The following is a 15440-nucleotide window of genomic DNA, read 5'->3' on the forward strand; positions in this document are numbered from 1 at the left end:
GGCCACTATCGCCGGCCAGCCGGCGCCTACAGTGGGGTGTGTGTGCGGCAGTCCAGGGTCAGTCGCGCGCCCCCACGCTCGCTGCTGCCAACTTCCAGACGGAAGCCATGCAGGTTGATGATCGCCGCCACAATCGACAGGCCCAGGCCAAAGCTGCCCTGTTGGTTAACCTCATCGACCCGGTAGAAACGCTGGAACACCGCCGCCCGTTCCGCTTCGGGAATCCCGGGGCCGCTGTCCAGGACTTCGATGCGCGTGCTGCCAGCAACGTCGATCCCGCGCAGAATCACCTCGCCGCCCGGCGGGGTGAACTTGATCGAATTACTCAGCAGGTTGGCCAGGGCCTCGAACAGCAGTGCCCGGTCACCGGTAATCGGTGGCAATGCTTCGGGGACTTGCAGCAGCAGTTCCAACTGACCTTCTTCCGCCAGGGGCAGGTAGAAGTCATGGAGTTCCTGGAGCAACGGCAGGGGATCGAAGACCAGGAAGCCGGAGCGTCGTTGACGGTCCTCCAGCTCGGAAATACGCAGCAAACCGCGAAAACGCGCCATCAGCGTGTCGGTCTCGCTGATCACTGTATCGAGCTGCAGGGCCAGGGGGGACTCCTCGCTGGCCTGTTGCTTGATCCGGTACAACTGCGCGCGCAAGCGGGTCAGTGGGGTGCGCAGGTCGTGGGCAATGTTGTCGCACACGCCCTTGACCTCGTTCATCAGTTTTTCAATGCGCTCAAGCATGGCGTTGACGATGGCGGCGAGCATGTCCAGTTCGTCGCGGCGGTTGGACAGCGGCAGGCGGTGGGTCAGGTCGCCGGCGACGATGGCTTCGGCGCTGGCCTGGATCCCGCGAATCCGCCGCAACGGGCGCCGGCGTAGCAGATGCCAGCCGGCGACGCCGGGGATGATGGTCAGGGAGATTGCCCAGAGCAGGGCCTGCAGGATGATCCTTGTCACGCCCAGCAATGAACCGTTATCGCGCACCAGCACCAGCCAGCGGCCATCCTGGGTATGGGTCGCCACCGCGTCGCAACTGCCCCGGGGCAGTTTCGGGTCATCCGATTCGATGCAGTTGGCCAAGGCATGGATGCGCCCGTCCAAGGGCAGGCCTGGGGGGATTTGCTGGAGCGGGCCGCTGAGGGGGCGCTGTTGGCCATCGAACAAGCCATAGGCGTCAATGCCCTTCATATCGAAGGTCATGCTGGTGGCCAGGGCTTCATCCAGTTGCGCGCCCTCGAAGCGCTGGAACAGATGCTGGCGCTGCATCAGCGAATGGCGCGACAGGTCGCCCAGGTAACCCGAGACTTCGTAGTACAGCACCCCCATGAGGATGCAACTCCAGGCCACGAACAGCGAACTGTACAGGGCCAGCAGGCGGCTGCTGGACGAGCGCCAGCCGTTAGACGGGTTCAGCAATGACATAGCCCGAACCTCGTACCGTGCGGATCAGTGGCGTCAGGCCCGGCGGGTCGATTTTTTTGCGCAGGCGGCCAATGTGCACGTCGATCAGGTTGGTGCCCGGGTCGAAGTGATAACCCCAGACTTCCTCGAAGATCATCATCCGCGAGAGGATTTGCCCGGTGTTGCGCATCAGGAATTCCAGCAGCTTGTACTCGGTGGGCAGCAGGCTCAGGGGTTGGTCGGCGCGACTGGCTTCGCGACTGATCAGGTTCAGTTCCAGGTCGGCCACGCGCAGCGCGGTTTGCGCGGCCTTGAGCGCATTGTTACGGCGCAGCAGCACCTCGACCCGCGCGGCCATCTCGTCGGAGGCAAAGGGTTTGGTCAAGTAATCATCGCCACCGGCCCGCAGGCCGCGCACCCGTTCATCCACGTCGGAGAGGGCGCTGATCATCAGGATCGGCGTCGACACGCCGAGGGTGCGCAAGGTGGTGACGATGGCCAGGCCATCGAGCTCCGGGAGCATACGGTCGAGGGTGATCAGGTCGTAGTCGCCACTGACTGCCCGCGTCAGGCCTTCGCGGCCGTTGTCGACCCAGTCCACGTCCAGTCCATGACTGCTCAGCTCGGCGACGATCTCGCGAGCCGTCACGGCGTCGTCTTCGATAGTCAAAATGCGGGTCATAAGGGTTACCTGGTCACACGGGAGTGGGGGGCATTTTGCCAAGAAATGATAGCGAGGTTTCTAAAAGAAAATTCATGTAGGCCTCGGTCAATGTGGGAGCGGGCTTGTCGGATCGCCGCATCGCCGCGAAAGCGGTGGGTCAGTCAACATCAATGTTTGCTGGGCTGACGTCTTCGCGAGCAAGCCCGCTCCCACATGGGTGGCGGATGGCGTGGGAATGCATAACGCCCGCCACTTAACCTGCGTTCTTGCAAGTTGCATGATCCTAGGAAGTTCAACTTACTTATCTCATTGAAATTAATAGGTTTTTATTTTAACGGCGACTGGCACGCCGCCTGCACTGTCCTTTCCGACAGATGTAACACCATTTTTCAATGCCTGGAGCACAACAACAATGATGACATCCTCATCCACTTTGCAAGAGTCGAGCACGCTCTCCGGGGTTTCCTGGGGGGCGATCTTTGCCGGGGCCGCAGCTGCCGCTGCGTTATCCCTGGTCCTGGTGTTGCTGGGCTTCGGCCTGGGGTTTTCGGCGGTGTCGCCGTGGGCCGACAGCGGCATCAGCGCCAAGGGCCTGGGCATTTCCACGATTGTCTGGCTGGCCTTTACCCAGATTGTCGCGGCGGGGCTGGGCGGATATATCGCCGGCCGGCTGCGGGTCAAATGGGCCAATATGCATGGCGATGAGGTGTACTTTCGCGACACCGCCCACGGCTTTCTGTCCTGGGCCGTGGCCACGCTGGTGACCGCGACCCTGGTGGTCGGCTCGGTCAGCAGCATTGTCGGCGGCGGTGTGCAGGCCGGTGCGAGCGTGGTTTCGGGTGCCGCCAGCGGCTTGACCCAGGCTGCCGGCAACGCGGCCAATGGCGATGACTTCGGCTACTACGTCGACAGCCTGTTCCGCGATGATCGCCCGGCCGCTGCCAGTGACGATGCGGTGCATGGCGTGGTGGCGCGGATTTTCGCCCGCACCCTGGGCAACGACGGCCAGTTGGCGCCGCAAGACCGTACTTACCTGGCGCAGTTGATCAGCCAGCGCACCAACCTCAGCCAGGCCGATGCCGAGCGGCGTGTCGACCAGGTCTACGGTGATGCCCGCAAAGCCCTGGAAGATGCCAAGTTGAAGGCCAAACAGGCCGCCGATACCGCCAGCAAGATCGCCGCGGTGACCTCGCTGTGGACCTTCGTCGCGCTGTTGCTCGGTGCCTTCTTCGCCAGTTTCGCCGCGACCTTCGGCGGTCGCCGCCGGGATGCCGTGGTGTATCTGGAAACCATTCGTTAATTCAAGGAGAACGTCATGCGCTCATTACTGCTGTGGTTCCTCGGTGTGCCGATCCCGGTCATTATCCTGATCGCGATCTTCATGCACTAACCCGCGTACCCGCTTGATCAAGGCCGCTCCTGCATGGCAGGGGCGGCCTTTTTATCAGTCGTCAAACCCCACCTGTTCGTGAATCTCATCGACCTTCAACTCCAGCCGGTACGCCACCGCAATAAACAGCGCCTGGCACAGGCACAGCGTGGCACTGAGCGAGCGGAACGCAAACGAGGAACCTTCATTGACCAGCAACACCGTGTTGGCGCGCTTGGCCAGCGGTGACAGGTTGCTGTCGGTGATGATCAGCGTCTTGGCCTGGTGATGCTGGGCGATACGCAGGCAGTGTTGGGTTTCCTTGCCGTAGGGCGTGAAGCTGATGGCGATCACCAGGTCATTGGCGCGCACGCTGCGCATCTGCTCGCGATAGCTGCCACCCAGGCCCGAGACCAGGTGGATGCGCTTGTTGGTGTGCTGCAGGTTGTAGACCAGGTAGTCGGCCACCGCAAAAGAGCGGCGCACCCCGACCACGTAGATATTGTCGGCGTTGACCACCAGGTCCACGGCTTTCTCGAAGGCTGCGTCGTCCAGTTCCAGGCCCAAGCGCTCGATGCCGGACAGTGTGGCATTCACGCATTCACGGGCGAGGTCGCCAGCGCTGGCTTTCTGCGACTTGTTGGCGATCATGCTGCGGATGCGCTGCTGGTAGTTCTGCACCGGCGTGGTCTTGTGGGTATACGCCTCGCGAAACAGCGCCTGCATCTCACTGAACCCGCTGAACCCAAAGCGCTGGGAAAACCGCACGATGGCCGAAGGATGGACTTCGCATTCCCGGGCGATGTCGCTGATGCGGTCGACCATGATCCGATCGCTCTGCTGGCTCATGTAGCTGGCGATGCGCTTGAGCTGGCGGGGCAGGCTTTCGTATTCATCGGTGATCAGCTGCAACAGACGCTCGGCATTGATCGGAGGGCTGGCGAGCATCTCGGCGGGAGCCTGCTGATCGGAGCGGGACATAGGCAATCCTTTTGGCTTGTTCTTACAGGGCAGGTGAGGCGCACCTCGCCCATGACAATAGGTCGATGGGCGCAAGTCTACAGGGAAGGCGGCAAAAAATATCTTAATGGAAAATATATTCCACATAAAATATTTATAGAATAAATATTGATTGCTGGCGCCGGACGTCCTAGTCTGCATCCACCAAGAGCGTCGCCGTCACGACGGCAGGCGCGGGCTGATAAAAATAACAGGAGCCAGCATGGGCCAGACTCGTTTTGCCAGTGGGCGTCAATTGGATCTGATTTGTCTTGGGCGCCTGGGCGTCGATCTCTATGCGCAGCAAGTCGGGGCGCGCCTGGAAGATGTCGCCAGTTTTGCCAAGTACCTGGGCGGCTCCTCCGCCAACATCGCCTTCGGCACTGCGCGGTTGGGGCTCAAGTCGGCGATGTTGAGCCGGGTCGGTGACGATCACATGGGGCGCTTTCTGGTGGAGTCGCTGGTGCGCGAGGGCTGTGATGTCAGTGGCATCACCGTCGACCCACAGCGCCTGACCGCCATGGTGCTGCTGGGCCTCAAGGACCGCGAAACCTTCCCCCTGGTGTTCTACCGCGAAAACTGCGCCGATATGGCCCTGTGTGCCGCCGATATCAGCGAAGCCTTTATTGCCAGCAGCAAGGCGCTGCTGATCACCGGCACTCACTTTTCCACCGACGGCGTGTACCAGGCCAGCCTCCAGGCCCTGGATTACGCCGAGCAACACGGGGTCAAGCGCGTGCTCGATATTGACTACCGCCCGGTGCTCTGGGGCCTGGCGGGCAAGGCTGACGGCGAGACCCGTTTTGTCGCCGACCAGAGCGTCAGCCAGCACCTGCAAGGGATCCTGCCGCGCTTTGACCTGATTGTCGGCACCGAGGAAGAGTTCCTGATTGCCGGCGCCAGCCACGATCTGCAAAGCGCCTTGCGCACGGTGCGCCAACTGACGGCGGCGACCCTGGTGGTCAAGCTCGGCCCGCAGGGTTGCACGGTGATTCACGGGGCGATCCCGGCGCGCCTGGAAGACGGCGCGATCTATCCCGGGGTGCGGGTCGAGGTGCTTAACGTGCTGGGGGCCGGCGATGCGTTTATGGCCGGCTTTCTCAGTGGTTGGTTGAACGAGGCCGATGACCCGCGCTGCTGCCAGCTGGCCAATGCCTGCGGCGGGTTGGTGGTGTCGCGCCATGCCTGCGCCCCGGCGATGCCGACGCTTGCAGAACTCCACTACCTGTTCAGCAGCCCGGTGCCCATCACTCGCCCGGACCAGGACCCGGTATTACAGCGCTTGCATCAGGTCAGCGTGCCGCGCAAGGCCTGGAAGCAGCTGTTTGTGTTTGCTTTCGACCATCGCTGGCAACTGCTGGAGCTGGCGCAAAAAGGCGGCCAGGACCCGGCGCGGATCAGTGCGATCAAGCAACTGTTTATCCAGGCGGTAGAACGCGTAGAAGGCAAACTGCACGAGCAGGGTGTGGAGGCCGATGTGGGTATTTTGGCCGACCAGCGCTTTGGCCAGGACGCGCTGAACGCCGCCACCGGCCGTGGCTGGTGGGTCGCGCGCCCGGTAGAGGTCCAGGGTTCGCGGCCGCTGGCGTTCGAACACGGGCGCTCGATCGGCAGTAACCTGATCGGCTGGCCCCAGGAGCAGATCATCAAGTGCCTGGTGCAGTTTCACCCCGACGACGAGCCCTTGTTGCGCCTGGAACAGGAAGCGCAGCTCAAGGGCCTGTATCAAGCCGCGCAAGCCAGCGGCCACGAACTGCTGCTGGAAGTGGTGCCGCCCAAGGATCACCCTTCGACCTACCCGGATGTGCTCTATCGCAGCCTCAAGCGCCTGTACAACCTGGGTATCTACCCGGCGTGGTGGAAGATTGAGGCGCAGTCGGCCGAGCAGTGGCACCAGCTCGATGAACTGATCGAGGAACGCGACCCCTATTGCCGGGGCGTGGTATTGCTGGGCCTGAATGCGCCGGCGCAATCTTTGGCCGAGGGCTTCCAGCAGGCCAGCCAGAGCCGGACCTGCCGCGGGTTTGCCGTGGGCCGCACGATCTTCCAGGAGCCGAGCAGGGCGTGGATGGCAGGGGAAATCGACGATGAAACGCTGATCCAGCAGGTACAGCAGACCTTCGAACAACTGATCCAGGCCTGGCGCAGCTCGAGAGTTTAAACACGCTCAAATGTGGGCGCCGGCAAGCCCGCTCCCACACAAGCAGATTTCAGCAGCCTCAAGGTTAAAACAATAAAAGGTGCAGCCATGCCCGCAATCCGTATTGGCATCAACCCCATCTCCTGGAGTAACGACGACCTGCCGGCCCTGGGCGGCGAGACGCCGTTGAGCACCGCGCTCAGCGAAGGCAAGGCCATCGGCTACGAAGGTTTCGAACTCAACGGCAAATTCCCCAAGGACGCCAAGGGCGTGGGTGATGTGTTGCGCCCCTACGACCTGGCGCTGGTCTCCGGCTGGTACTCCAGCCGCCTGGCCCGGCGCTCGGTGGCCGAGGAAATCGACGCCATCGCCAGCCATGTGCAACTGCTGCGCGAGAACGGCGCCACGGTATTGGTCTACGGTGAAGTGGCCGACTCGATCCAGGGCTCGCCGATCCGCCTGATCGAGCGCCCGCGCTTTCACAGCGAACAGGCATGGCAGGCCTACGCCGACAAGCTCACTGAGCTTGCGCGTTTTACCCTGTCCCAGGGCGTGCGCCTGGCCTACCACCATCATATGGGCGCGTACGTCGAGTCCCCGGAGGACATCGACACCCTGATGCGCCTCACTGGCCCGGAGGTCGGCCTGTTGTTCGATTCGGGGCACTGTTACATGGGCGGTGGCGAGCCGGTCGAGGTGCTGCGCAAGCATCTGGACCGCATCTGCCATGTGCACTTCAAGGATGTGCGCAAACCGGTGGTGCAACTGGCGCGCAACCAGCTGTGGAGCTTTCCCGACTGTATCGTCAACGGCACCTTCACGGTGCCGGGCGATGGCGATATCGACTTCGCCCAGTTGCTGGACGTGTTGCTGGGCGCTGGCTACAGCGGCTGGTTGGTGGTGGAGGCTGAGCAGGACCCGGCCGTGGCCCCCAGCTATATCTATGCAAAAAAAGGCTTTGATACCTTGCGCGCGCTGCTGGATGCGAGGGCTGCACAATGAGCCTGCTGGTCAAAAGCACCCCGCGCGGGCCAACCATGGTCGCGCTGCCAGAGGGGCGCCTGGAATATGTAGGGTTTGCCGCTTACCGCCTGAGCCTGGGGCAAACACTGCCGGTCAGCGCCAACGACGACGAGCTGTGCCTGGTGCTGCTCAGCGGCCGGGTGACCATCGAAGGCGAGGGCTTCAGCTGGCAGAACCTCGGGGATCGCCAGTCGGTGTTCGAGGATAAGTCGCCGTTCGCAGCTTATCTGCCGCCCAGCACGCGGGCCCAGGTGACAGCCCTGAGCGATGTGCAGATCGCCGTCTGCGCCGCGCCCGGCGCCCTTGCCGCCGGTCTCGCGCCCCGGCTGATCCGCCCCGAGCAGTGCCGGCGCAGTGTGCGCGGCAAGGGCGCCAACACCCGCTACGTCTGCGACATCCTGCCCGACAGCGAGCCGGCCCATTCGCTGCTGGTGGTGGAGGTGCGTACGCCGTCCGGGCACTCATCGAGCTACCCGCCGCACAAGCACGATACCGATGATCTGCCGCACCAGAGCTTTCTTGAAGAGACCTATTACCACCAGATCAACCCCTCCCAGGGCTTTGTGTTCCAGCGGGTGTACACCGACGACCGCAGCATCGACCAGGCCATGGCCGTGGAAAACCACGACCTGGTGGTGGTGCCCAAGGGTTATCACCCGGTCAGCGTGCCCTATGGCTACGAATCGTATTACCTGAACGTGATGGCCGGCCCCAAGCGCGCCTGGCACTTTCACAATGACCCGCAGCACAGTTGGTTGCTGGATCTTTAACCCGTAGGCGCCGAGGGGGCCAAACATGAGCACAACCCGATTGACCATGGCCCAGGCCCTGGTGAAGTTCCTGGATAACCAGTACATCGAAGTCGATGGCGTGCAGAGCAAGTTTGTCGCCGGCGTGTTCACCATCTTTGGCCACGGCAATGTGCTGGGCCTGGGCCAGGCCCTGGAGCAAGACAGTGGCGAGCTCGTGGTGCATCAGGGCCGCAACGAGCAGGGCATGGCCCATGCCGCGATTGGGTTTGCCAAGCAGCACCTGCGGCGCAAGGTCTACGCCTGCAGCGCTTCGGTCGGCCCCGGCGCGGCGAATATGCTGACCGCCGCGGCAACCGCCACCGCCAACCGCATCCCGCTGTTGCTGCTGCCCGGCGATGTGTATGCCTGTCGCCAGCCCGACCCGGTGTTGCAGCAGATCGAGCAATTCCATGACCTGAGCATCAGCACCAACGATGCGTTTCGCGCCGTGAGCAAATACTGGGATCGCATCAACCGCCCTGAACAGTTGATGAGTGCGGCGATCCACGCCATGCGCGTACTGACCGACCCGGCCGAAACCGGCGCCGTGACCCTGGCCTTGCCCCAGGACGTGCAGGCCGAGGCCTGGGATTACCCCGATTACTTCCTGCAAAAACGCGTGCACCGCCTGGACCGACGCCCGGCCACCGAAGCGATGCTGCGCGACGCTGCCGCGCTGCTCAAGTCCAAGCGCAAACCGCTGATTATCTGCGGGGGCGGGGTCAAGTACTCCGGCGCGAATGCCGCGCTGCAGGCGTTTGCCGAGCGCTTTCAGATCCCCTTTGCCGAGACCCAGGCCGGCAAGAGCGCCATCGTCTCCAGCCACCCGCTGAATGTCGGCGGCATCGGTGAAACCGGCTGCCTGGCCGCCAACCTGCTGGCCCGGGACGCCGACCTGATCATCGGCATCGGCACGCGCTACAGCGACTTCACCACCTCGTCGAAATCGCTGTTCCAACATCCCGAGGTGCAGTTTCTCAACCTCAATATCAGCCCTGGCGATGTGCTGAAGCTCGACGGTGTCCAGGTGCTGGCAGATGCCAAGGTCGGGCTGCTGGCATTGGCCGACGCGCTGGGCGATTACGCCACGCAATGGGGCGAGCAGCCCCGCCAGGCCCGTGCACAGGGGGATGCCGAAGTGGACCGGGTCTATCAGGCGCGCTACACCGACGCCGACTTCAGCCCCGAGATCAACGACCACATGGATGCGGCGGTGCTACGCGAATTCATCGAGCTGACCGGCTCCTGCCTGACCCAGAGCCAGGTACTGGGTGTGCTTAACGCGACCCTGGCCGACGACGCGGTGATTGTGGCCGCCGCCGGCAGCCTGCCGGGGGATTTGCAGCGCAGTTGGCGCAGCAAGGGGGTCAACACCTACCACGTCGAGTACGGTTATTCGTGCATGGGCTACGAGATCAACGCAGCCCTGGGGGTGAAGCTGGCCGAGCCTGCGCGCGAGGTCTACGCCCTGGTGGGCGATGGCTCCTACATGATGCTGCATTCGGAGCTGGCTACCTCGATCCAGGAGCGGCGCAAGATCAACGTGCTGCTGCTGGACAACATGGCCTTCGGTTGCATCAACAACCTGCAGATGGGCAATGGCATGGACAGCTTCGGCACCGAGTTCCGCTTCCGCAACCCCGATAGCGGCAAGCTCGATGGCGGCCTGGTGCCGGTGGATTTCGCCATGAGCGCGGCGGCCTATGGTTGCAAGACCTACAAGGTCACGACGGTTGCGCAGCTGCACGCCGCGCTGGCCGATGCACGCGCGCAGAGCGTGTCGACGCTGATCGATATCAAGGTGCTGCCCAAGACCATGATCCACGGCTACCTGTCGTGGTGGCGGGTTGGCGTGGCGCAGGTGTCCACCAGCGAACGCACCAATGCCTGCGCCAGACAACTCAATGAACGCCTGGCCAAGGCCCGGCAGTACTGACCATAAGAGGAGCGTTGCCATGTCTTTGAAGCTGGGTGTGATCGGTACGGGCGCCATCGGCCGGGACCATATCCGCCGGTGCAGCCAGACCTTGCTCAACAGCCAGGTGGTGGCGGTCACCGATATCAACCTTGAGCAGGCGGCCCAGGTGGTGGCTGACCTGCAACTGAACGCCGAGGTGTACGCCGACGGTCATGCGCTGATCCATTCGGCGCAGGTCGAGGCGGTGCTGGTCACCTCCTGGGGCCCCAGCCATGAGGAATTTGTGCTGGCGGCTATCGCAGCTGGCAAACCGGTGTTCTGTGAAAAACCCCTGGCTGTCACGGCCCAAGGCTGTCGCAAGATCGTCGAGGCGGAAGTGGCCCACGGCAAGCGCCTGGTTCAGGTCGGTTTCATGCGCCCGTATGACCAGGGCTACCAGGCGCTCAAGGCGGTGATCGACAGCGGCCAGATCGGCGAGCCGTTGATGCTGCACTGCGCCCACCGCAACCCGACGGTGGGGGAAAACTACAACACCGGCATGGCCATCACCGACACTTTGATCCACGAGCTGGACGTGCTGCGCTGGCTGCTGGCCGATGACTATGTGTCAGTGCAGGTGGTGTTCCCGCGTAAAACCAGCAAGGCCCTGAGCCATTTGCGCGACCCGCAGATCGTGCTGCTGGAAACCGCCAGGGGTACGCGGATCGATGTGGAAGTGTTTGTGAACTGCCAGTACGGCTACGACATCCAGTGTGAAGTGGTGGGGGAGACGGGCATTGCCAAATTGCCAGAACCGTCCCAGGTGCAACTGCGCAGCGGCGCCAAGCTATCGAATGCAATTCTGATGGATTGGAAAGACCGTTTTATTGGCGCTTATGACGTGGAGTTGCAGGCCTTTATCGATGGCGTGCGCGCCGGTCAGGTGGGGGGACCTTCGGCCTGGGATGGTTTTGCGGCGGCGGTGGCGGCGGATGCGTGTATCGAGGCCCAGGGCAGTGGGCAGATCGTTGCGGTCAGCTTGCCGCAGCGCCCGGCATTCTACGGCTAGCGCGGTCAATGTAGGAGCTGGCTTGCCTGCGATGGCGGTGGTTCAGGTTAGAAATACTTGACTGATCTACCGCTATCGCAGGCAAGCCAGCTCCTACATTTTGATTGGGTTTGCAGATCACGAGAGGAGTTGGTTCATGCGAATCGGACTGGTTGGATACGGCCACGGTGGCCGTTTTTTTCATGCCCCGCTGATCGCCACTTTGCCCGGGGCAATCTTCGTTGGCGTGGTGACCCGCGCCCCCGAGCGCCGCCAGCAACTGGCGACGGAGCATCCCGGGGTGCCGGCATTCGACAGCATCGCGCAGATCGTCGAAGCCGGGGTGGAGGTGCTGGTGATCTCCACCACCCTCAAGGGCCGCCCGGCCCTGGTGCTGGAGGCCATTGAATATGGTGTGGCGGTGGTCAGCGACAAACCCTTCGCCGCCAATGCCGAGCAGGCGCGGGCGCTGATTAGCGCCGCCGAACGTGAAGGGGTAAAACTCAGCGTCTACCAGAACCGGCGCTGGGATTCGGACTACCTGACCCTGCGCAAGCTGATCGAGGCTGGCGCCCTGGGTACTATCACCCGCTTTGAATCCAGGGTAGAGCGCTACAGCCCGCAAGCGGTGGGCAACGCCAGCGGCGGCGGGTTCCTGCGGGATCTGGGCAGCCATCTGGTGGACCAGGCCTTGCAGCTGTTCGGTCCGGTAGAGCTGGTGTATGCGCAATTGCAGTACAGCGCCGAGCATCCCACGGTCGATCATGGCTTCTTTGTCTGCCTGACCCACGCCAACGGGGTGATTTCCCACCTGTGGGGCAGCGCCCTGCAAAACAGCCAGGCCCCGCGTTTTCGAGTGAACGGCACGGCGGGCTGCTACACCGTCGAAGGCCTGGATGGCCAGGAACAGGCGCTGCTGGCCGGCAAGAATCCGAAGACCGAAGGTGAACACTGGGGCGCCGAAGATCATCGCCGCTGGGGCTGGTTCGAACAAGGCGCGGAACGCGAGCGGATCCCTTCGCAAAAGGGCGCCTGGAACCAGTTCTATCGCCAATTGCAAAGCGCAGTCCAGGGCCAGGGCGAACTGCCGGTGCAGGCCAGGGATGCCTGGGAAGCCACCTGCGTGCTGGATGCCGCCAGGCTCAGCGCCGAGCGCCGGCAAGTGGTGGAGATGGCCACGCTGGAAGGGGTAGAGTGGAAATAGAATAAAATTCTAAAATGAGTTGATATGGAAATTATTTTCCAATAAAGTCATTTCCAGGTTGCTGAAAGTCTGTCCCGGCCTTCCTTTATAAAGGACGCGGTGGGCTCAACAAAAACAAGATAAAAAAACAACCAGGTACCGTCAGATGAAAATCTTCAACGCTGTACTGCGAGTGTTACGTACTGCCTTCCCACCCCGCGCACGGCCCTTCTATTTCTCTTTTCTCAATGTCCTTTGCATCGAAAGCAAGGGCGCCCTGGTGTGCTGCATTCCGGGGGCGCCCGTGGTACGGCTGCCTGCTGCCAACTCATCGCTCTGATAAACGCTACGTCCAGAAAACCAACAAGAAAGTGGAGACAGACCGTTCATGAAGACCCAGATCCGTTTCGCCTCGCTGGCCTTGTCGATGCTGCTTGCCAGCGGCGTGGCCGCGGCCGCCGATATCAAGATTGGCGTCAGCATGTCGCAGTTCGACGACACCTTCCTCACCTACCTGCGTGAGGATATGGACAAGCAAGCCAAGTCCTACCCCAAGGGCGACGGCGTGCAACTGCAGTTCGAAGATGCCCGCGCCGACGTGGTCAAGCAACTGAGCCAGGTCGAGAACTTTATCAGCCAGAAAGTCGATGCCATGGTGGTCAACCCGGTGGACACCGCCTCCACCGCACGCATTACCAAGGCCGCGGTGGCAGCCGGTATCCCGCTGGTCTACGTCAACCGCCGCCCGGATCAGACCGACCTGCCCAAAGGGGTGGTGACGGTGACGTCCAATGACGTCGAGGCCGGCAAACTGCAAATGCAGTACCTGGCCGAGAAACTGGGCGGCAAAGGCAAAATCGTGATTCTGCTGGGTGACCTGGCCAACAACTCGACGACCAATCGCACCAAGGGCGTCAAGGAGGTCCTCGGCAAATACCCGGACATCAAGATTGAACAGGAGCAGACCGGGATCTGGCTGCGGGACAAGGGCATGACCCTGGTGAACGATTGGCTGACCCAGGGCCGCGAGTTCAATGCGGTCGTGGCCAACAATGACGAAATGGCGATTGGCGCGGCCATGGCCTTGAAAACCGCGGGCGTCAAACCGGGCAGCGTGTTGATTGGCGGCGTCGATGGCACGCCCGACGGCTTGAATGCGATTACCAAGGGCGAGATGGCGCTCTCGGTGTTCCAGGATGCCAAGGGGCAGGCGGTCGGTTCGGTGGAGGCGGCGGTGAAAATGGCCAGGGGCGAGGCGGTCGAGCAAAACGTCGTGGTGCCGTTCCAGTTGATCACCCCGGACAATGTCGCGTCGTTCAAGTAGCGTTCAATAACAACAATAAGCCCGCAGGGCGGTCGCAATCGCCCTGCCGATGGAGCCCCGATATGCTCGCTCAAGCGACTGCTTTGCAGCCCGCAGGTCTAGAAGAGCCTTACCTGCTGGAAATCGCCCATATCAGCAAAGGTTTTCCCGGCGTCGTGGCCCTGGACGATGTGCAACTGCGGGTGCGCCCCGGCTCGGTCCTGGCGCTGATGGGAGAAAACGGTGCCGGCAAGTCGACGCTGATGAAAATCATCGCCGGCATCTACCAGCCCGACGCCGGCCAAATCCGCCTACGGGGCAAGCCGGTGGTGTTTGATACACCCCTGGCCGCCTTGCAGTCGGGCATCGCGATGATCCACCAGGAACTCAACCTGATGCCCCATATGAGCATCGCCGAGAACATCTGGATCGGCCGCGAGCAGCTCAATGGCCTGCGCCTGGTCAATCACCGGGCCATGCACCGTTGCACTGCGCAGTTGCTGGCGCGGCTGCGGATCAACCTTGACCCCGAGGAGCAGGTTGGCAACTTGAGCATTGCCGAGCGGCAGATGGTGGAGATTGCCAAGGCGGTGTCCTACGACTCCGACATCCTGATCATGGATGAGCCGACGTCGGCGATTACCGACAAGGAAGTGGCCCACCTGTTTTCGATCATTGCCGACCTCAAGGCCCAGGGCAAAGGCATCATCTATATCACCCATAAAATGAATGAAGTGTTTGCCATTGCCGATGAGGTGGCGGTGTTTCGCGATGGCGCCTATATCGGCCTGCAGCGAGCCGACAGCATGGACAGCGACAGCCTGATCTCGATGATGGTCGGGCGCGAATTGAGCCAACTGTTCCCGGTGCGCGACAAACCCATCGGCGAGTTGCTGCTGTCGGTGCGCGACCTGCGCCTGGACGGCGTGTTCCAGGGCGTGTCCTTTGACCTGCATGCCGGCGAGATCCTCGGCATTGCCGGGCTGATGGGCTCGGGCCGCACCAATGTGGCGGAAACGATTTTCGGCATTACCCCAAGCGACGGCGGCGAGATCCGCCTCGACGGCCAGGTGCTGCGCATCAGCGACCCGCACATGGCGATCAAGCAGGGATTTGCGCTGTTGACCGAGGACCGCAAGCTCAGTGGCCTGTTCCCGTGCCTGTCAGTCCTGGAAAACATGGAAATGGCCGTGCTGCCCCATTACTCGGGCAAGGGCTTTATCCAGCAAAAAGCCCTGCGGGCCTTGTGCGAGGACATGTGCAAGAAGCTGCGGGTAAAAACCCCCTCCCTTGAGCAGTGCATCGACACCCTGTCGGGCGGCAATCAGCAAAAGGCCCTGTTGGCCCGTTGGTTGATGACCCAGCCACGGCTGTTGATCCTCGATGAGCCGACCCGTGGCATCGATGTCGGGGCCAAGGCCGAGATCTATCGCCTGATTGCCTTTCTGGCCAGCGAGGGCATGGCGGTGATCATGATCTCTTCGGAACTGCCGGAAGTGCTGGGCATGAGTGACCGGGTGATGGTGATGCACGAAGGCGAGTTGATGGGCACCCTGGACCGGGCCGAGGCCACCCAGGAAAAAGTCATGCAGTTGGCTTCCGGTATGACGGCAGTCCACTAACGAATAA

At 62.3% G+C, this 15440-nt stretch carries 12 protein-coding genes; 9 read left to right on the forward strand and 3 right to left on the reverse strand.

Going from position 1 to position 15440, the window contains the following annotated elements:
• Positions 1 to 26 precede the first annotated feature (26 nt).
• Positions 27 to 1415 carry a HAMP domain-containing sensor histidine kinase gene (locus tag HBO05_RS25025; protein WP_172314506.1) on the reverse strand — a complete coding sequence of 463 codons (1389 nt, stop codon included), beginning with the start codon at positions 1413 to 1415 and terminating at the stop codon, positions 27 to 29.
• Entirely contained in the window at positions 1393 to 2076 is a 684-nt protein-coding gene (locus HBO05_RS25030) for a response regulator transcription factor (RefSeq protein ID WP_169954735.1), read from the reverse strand. The genes HBO05_RS25025 and HBO05_RS25030 overlap by 23 nt, the downstream gene beginning before the upstream one ends.
• Positions 2077 to 2470: 394 nt before the next feature.
• Between HBO05_RS25030 and HBO05_RS25035 the strand changes: the two genes are divergently transcribed.
• A complete protein-coding gene (locus HBO05_RS25035; protein WP_169954734.1) occupies positions 2471 to 3358 on the forward strand; it encodes a hypothetical protein in 888 nt (295 codons plus the stop codon).
• 144 nt (positions 3359 to 3502) lie between these two features.
• Here the strand turns inward: HBO05_RS25035 and HBO05_RS25040 are convergent, their stop codons facing one another.
• The gene (locus HBO05_RS25040; protein ID WP_169954733.1) at positions 3503 to 4408 is read right to left on the reverse strand and encodes a MurR/RpiR family transcriptional regulator; all 906 of its coding nucleotides are present in this window, start codon (positions 4406 to 4408) and stop codon (positions 3503 to 3505) included.
• Between the two features lie 241 nt (positions 4409 to 4649).
• On the opposite strand from HBO05_RS25040, the gene iolC reads away from it, so the two are divergent.
• The 8 genes from iolC to HBO05_RS25080 all read left to right on the forward strand — a co-directional run bounded on the left by iolC (position 4650) and on the right by HBO05_RS25080 (position 15433).
• The gene (gene iolC, locus HBO05_RS25045) at positions 4650 to 6587 is read left to right on the forward strand and encodes a 5-dehydro-2-deoxygluconokinase (protein WP_172314508.1); all 1938 of its coding nucleotides are present in this window, start codon (positions 4650 to 4652) and stop codon (positions 6585 to 6587) included.
• A gap of 87 nt (positions 6588 to 6674) precedes the next feature.
• Positions 6675 to 7568, forward strand: coding sequence for a myo-inosose-2 dehydratase (gene iolE / locus HBO05_RS25050; RefSeq protein WP_169954731.1), 894 nt, complete (start codon positions 6675 to 6677; stop codon positions 7566 to 7568).
• A complete protein-coding gene (gene iolB / locus HBO05_RS25055) occupies positions 7565 to 8359 on the forward strand; it encodes a 5-deoxy-glucuronate isomerase (RefSeq protein WP_169954730.1) in 795 nt (264 codons plus the stop codon). The genes iolE and iolB overlap by 4 nt, the downstream gene beginning before the upstream one ends.
• Before the next feature lie 25 nt (positions 8360 to 8384).
• On the forward strand, positions 8385 to 10316 hold the full coding sequence (iolD, locus tag HBO05_RS25060; protein WP_172314510.1) for a 3D-(3,5/4)-trihydroxycyclohexane-1,2-dione acylhydrolase (decyclizing): 1932 nt from the start codon (positions 8385 to 8387) through the stop codon (positions 10314 to 10316).
• Positions 10317 to 10335: 19 nt separating this feature from the next.
• On the forward strand, positions 10336 to 11346 hold the full coding sequence (locus HBO05_RS25065; RefSeq protein ID WP_169954728.1) for a Gfo/Idh/MocA family oxidoreductase: 1011 nt from the start codon (positions 10336 to 10338) through the stop codon (positions 11344 to 11346).
• A gap of 136 nt (positions 11347 to 11482) precedes the next feature.
• Entirely contained in the window at positions 11483 to 12529 is a 1047-nt protein-coding gene (locus HBO05_RS25070; protein ID WP_172314512.1) for a Gfo/Idh/MocA family oxidoreductase, read from the forward strand.
• 367 nt (positions 12530 to 12896) lie between these two features.
• On the forward strand, positions 12897 to 13832 hold the full coding sequence (locus tag HBO05_RS25075; protein WP_169954726.1) for a sugar ABC transporter substrate-binding protein: 936 nt from the start codon (positions 12897 to 12899) through the stop codon (positions 13830 to 13832).
• 62 nt (positions 13833 to 13894) lie between these two features.
• Entirely contained in the window at positions 13895 to 15433 is a 1539-nt protein-coding gene (locus HBO05_RS25080; RefSeq protein ID WP_169954725.1) for a sugar ABC transporter ATP-binding protein, read from the forward strand.
• Positions 15434 to 15440 lie beyond the last annotated feature (7 nt).

It is taken from the genome of Pseudomonas sp. WS 5079 (genome assembly GCF_012985465.1).
Lineage (GTDB): Bacteria > Pseudomonadota > Gammaproteobacteria > Pseudomonadales > Pseudomonadaceae > Aquipseudomonas.

Bases quoted from the DNA above. Each gene is read 5' to 3' on its own strand.
- iolB (WP_169954730.1), top strand. From the start codon at position 7,565: ATGAGCCTGCTGGTCAAAAGCACCCCGCGCGGGCCAACCATGGTCGCG.
- iolE (WP_169954731.1), top strand. From the start codon at position 6,675: ATGCCCGCAATCCGTATTGGCATCAACCCCATCTCCTGGAGTAACGAC.
- HBO05_RS25080 (WP_169954725.1), top strand. From the start codon at position 13,895: ATGCTCGCTCAAGCGACTGCTTTGCAGCCCGCAGGTCTAGAAGAGCCT.
- HBO05_RS25030 (WP_169954735.1), bottom strand. From the start codon at position 2,076: ATGACCCGCATTTTGACTATCGAAGACGACGCCGTGACGGCTCGCGAG.
- HBO05_RS25025 (WP_172314506.1), bottom strand. From the start codon at position 1,415: ATGTCATTGCTGAACCCGTCTAACGGCTGGCGCTCGTCCAGCAGCCGC.
- iolC (WP_172314508.1), top strand. From the start codon at position 4,650: ATGGGCCAGACTCGTTTTGCCAGTGGGCGTCAATTGGATCTGATTTGT.
- iolD (WP_172314510.1), top strand. From the start codon at position 8,385: ATGAGCACAACCCGATTGACCATGGCCCAGGCCCTGGTGAAGTTCCTG.
- HBO05_RS25040 (WP_169954733.1), bottom strand. From the start codon at position 4,408: ATGTCCCGCTCCGATCAGCAGGCTCCCGCCGAGATGCTCGCCAGCCCT.
- HBO05_RS25065 (WP_169954728.1), top strand. From the start codon at position 10,336: ATGTCTTTGAAGCTGGGTGTGATCGGTACGGGCGCCATCGGCCGGGAC.
- HBO05_RS25075 (WP_169954726.1), top strand. From the start codon at position 12,897: ATGAAGACCCAGATCCGTTTCGCCTCGCTGGCCTTGTCGATGCTGCTT.
- HBO05_RS25035 (WP_169954734.1), top strand. From the start codon at position 2,471: ATGATGACATCCTCATCCACTTTGCAAGAGTCGAGCACGCTCTCCGGG.
- HBO05_RS25070 (WP_172314512.1), top strand. From the start codon at position 11,483: ATGCGAATCGGACTGGTTGGATACGGCCACGGTGGCCGTTTTTTTCAT.